General features: G+C 75.2%; 4 protein-coding genes. All 4 read right to left on the bottom strand.

The features are described from left to right. Window positions 1-131: 131 nt before the first annotated feature. Window positions 132-581 carry a protein TolR gene (gene tolR / locus CKO13_RS11445; protein WP_338034646.1) on the bottom strand — a complete coding sequence of 150 codons (450 nt, stop codon included), beginning with the start codon at window positions 579-581 and terminating at the stop codon, window positions 132-134. 15 nt (window positions 582-596) lie between these two features. Next, entirely contained in the window at window positions 597-1,292 is a 696-nt protein-coding gene (tolQ, locus tag CKO13_RS11440) for a protein TolQ (protein ID WP_200261139.1), read from the bottom strand. An 80-nt stretch (window positions 1,293-1,372) separates the two neighbouring features. Continuing rightward, window positions 1,373-2,416 (bottom strand): Holliday junction branch migration DNA helicase RuvB, encoded by a 1,044-nt coding sequence (ruvB, locus tag CKO13_RS11435; protein WP_200261137.1) that lies wholly within the window; start codon window positions 2,414-2,416, stop codon window positions 1,373-1,375. A gap of 3 nt (window positions 2,417-2,419) precedes the next feature. After that, window positions 2,420-3,073 (bottom strand): Holliday junction branch migration protein RuvA (ruvA, locus tag CKO13_RS11430; RefSeq protein WP_242468021.1); only part of this gene is annotated, 654 nt, incomplete at its 5' end.

Below are 3,073 nucleotides of genomic sequence, written 5' to 3'. Positions count from 1 at the left end.
GCCCGTCGGTGCGCTCGCCGCGGAAGGCGTCGAGGAGCTCGAAGCGGGCGCGGTAGTCCTGCTCCTCGCCCTGGCGGGCGGCCGGGAGGGCGCTGCGCAGGCGTGCCTTGAGCCGCTCCATCCGCCGCGCCTCAGCCCTCGCCGGCCGCCGGCCGGCTCATCAGCCCGAGGCTCGGCACCCCGGCGCCCTGCAGCTGCGCCATGAGGGCGACGACCTCGCCGTAGGGCACGCGCCGGTCGCCGCGCACGAGGACGCGGCGCTGCGGGCTCTGGCGCATCACCGCGCGGATCCGCTCGAGCAGGGCCTCGCGGCCGAGGGCGGCCTCGGGCTCCTCGGCGATGTTCAGGTAGAGCCGGCCGTCGGCGTCGATGCTGACGATCACCGGCTCCTGCTGCTCCTCGTCGAGGGGCTCGCTGCGGGTCTCGGGCAGGTCGAGCTCGACGCCGTGGTAGAGCAGCGGGGCGGTAACCATGAAGATCACGAGCAGCACGAGCATGACGTCGATGTAGGGGACGACGTTGATCTCCGCCATCGGCTTCCGCCGGCTGCGCCGCGCCCCGGTGGGGGTGACCCGCGCCACGCCTGCTCCCTCCCCCTACCGCTGCGGCGCCGTGGCGGCCGCGTGGGTGTGGCGCTGGAGGATGCTCGTGAACTCCTCGACGAAGGTCTCGTAGCGGTTGGCGAGGCGCTCGGTGCGGTTGCTGTAGTGGTTGTAGGCGACCACCGCCGGGATGGCGGCGAACAGGCCGAGGGCCGTGGCGATCAGCGCCTCGGCGATGCCCGGGGCCACGGTGGCCAGGCTCGCCTGCTGCTGCCCGGCGAGGGCGCGGAAGGAGGTCATGATGCCCCAGACCGTGCCGAAGAGGCCGACGTAGGGGCTGACCGAGCCGACGGTGGCGAGGAAGGGCAGGTGGCGCTCGGCGTCGTCGATCTCGCGGCTGACCGACACGCGCATGGCCCGCCGGGCGGCGTCGACCACCGAGCCCGGCGACGCGGCGCTGTGCTTGCGCATGCGCGAGAACTCCTGGAAGCCGGCGCGGAAGACGCGCTCGAGCCCGGCGGGCTCCTCGCCCTCCTCGCCGAGGCGGCGGTAGATCTCGGCGAGGTTGCCGCCGGACCAGAACGCCTCCTCGAAGTCCACGGCGCCCTGCTCGGCCCGGCGCAGCGACCGGCGCTTGCCCAGGATCAGCGCCCAGGAGCTGATGGAGGCGAGCAGCAGGGCGAGCATCACGGCCTGGACCGGGAGGCTGGCCTCGAGGACGAGCTGGAGGATCGAGGTGTCGGCGGTCATCGGCTTGCGGCGCTATCCACGGCTGATCGCCCAATCTAGCGACAGGTGCCGGGCAGGACAAGTTCCGGCCGGTGCGCGGGTCACTCGCCGAGGAGGTCGGACGCGCCGGGCTGCTGGCCGGGCAGGCCGAGCAGGCTGTAGGTGTGCGCCGTGGCCGTGCGCCCGCGGGGCGTGCGCATCAGGTAGCCCTCCTGGATGAGGTAGGGCTCGACGACGTCCTCGAGGGTGCCGCGCTCCTCGCCGACGGCGGTGGCGAGGTTGTCGAGCCCGACGGGGCCGCCGCCGAACTTGTGCACCACGGCCTCGAGCAGGCGGCGGTCCTGCTCGTCGAGGCCGTTGCGGTCGACGTTGAGCAGCGCCATGGCCTCGGCGGCCACCGTGGCGGTGATGCGCCCGTCGGCGCGGACCTCGGCGAAGTCGCGCACCCGGCGCAGGAGGCGGTTGGCGACGCGGGGGGTGCCGCGGGCGCGGCGGGCGATCTCGCCGGCGCCCTCGGGCTCGGCGGCGATGCCGAGGCGCTGCGCCGAGCGCTCGACGATGCGCGTGAGCTCGCCGACGGGGTAGTAGGCGAGGCGCTGGACGATGCCGAAGCGGTCGCGCAGCGGCGAGGTCAGCAGCCCGGCGCGGGTGGTGGCGCCGACGAGGGTGAACGGCGGCAGGTCGAGCTTGATCGAGCGCGCCGAGGGGCCCTCGCCGATGACGATGTCGATGCGGAAGTCCTCCATGGCCGGGTAGAGGACCTCCTCGACGACGGCCGAGAGGCGGTGGATCTCGTCGATGAAGAGGACGTCGTGGGGCTCGAGGTTGGTCAGGATGGCGGCGAGGTCGCCGGGGCGGTCGAGCACCGGCCCGGAGCTCTGGCGCAGGCTCGCGCCCATCTCGTGGGCGACGATGTGGGCGAGGGTGGTCTTGCCGAGCCCCGGCGGGCCGAAGAGCAGGGTGTGGTCGAGGGCCTCGCCGCGGCCCCGGGCGGCGCGGATGAAGATCTCGAGCTGCTCGCGCACCGCCTCCTGGCCGACGTACTCGGCGAGGGTGTCCGGGCGCAGGGCGCGCTCGGCGGCGGCCTCCTCGCCGTGGGCGGCGGGGTCGAAGAGCCGCTCCGGCGTCTCGCCGCTCGCCGCCATCGCCTAGCCCCCCCTCGGCGCGGCGCGCTGCAGGGCGCGGCGGATCAGGGCCTCGCAGCCGAGGCCCGGCTCGGCGACGGCGCGGGCCATGCGCGCCGCCTCGGGCTGCTTGTAGCCGAGGGCGACGAGCCCCTCGACCGCCTCCTCGAGGGCGTCGCCGCCGGCCGGCGCCGCCTCGCCCTCGGCGGGGGCGGCGGGCTTGCCGGGGAGCACCGCGAGCTCCTGCTCGAGCCGGTCGCGCAGCTCGACGACGAGCCGCTCGGCGGTCTTGCGGCCGACGCCGGGGACCTGGGTGAGCCGCTTGGGGTCGTCGTCGCGCACGCAGCGCACGAGCTCCTCGCCGTCGACCCCGGAGAGCAGGGCGAGGGCGAGCTTCGGCCCGACGCCGGAGACCCGGATCAGCCGCCGGAAGAGGTCGCGCTCGCTGCGGCTGCGGAAGCCGAAGAGGGCGTGGCCGTCGTCGCGCACGCTGAGGTGGGTGTGGAGGGTGACCTCGGCGCCGATCTCGGGCAGCGACTCGAGGGTCGACAGGGGGGTGTCCACCTCGTAGCCCACGCCGGCGGCCTCGACGACCACCGTGGGCGGGCGCTTGTCGAGGAGCTGGCCGCGCAGCCGGGCGATCATCGGGCCCCTCCGGCGGCGGCCGCCGCCGCCAGG

This window comes from Halorhodospira neutriphila (assembly GCF_016584055.1).
GTDB classification, from domain to species: domain Bacteria; phylum Pseudomonadota; class Gammaproteobacteria; order Nitrococcales; family Halorhodospiraceae; genus Halorhodospira; species Halorhodospira neutriphila.
Note: the sequence above shows the minus strand (reverse complement) of the source record. Positions and strands in the feature narration are given on the sequence as shown.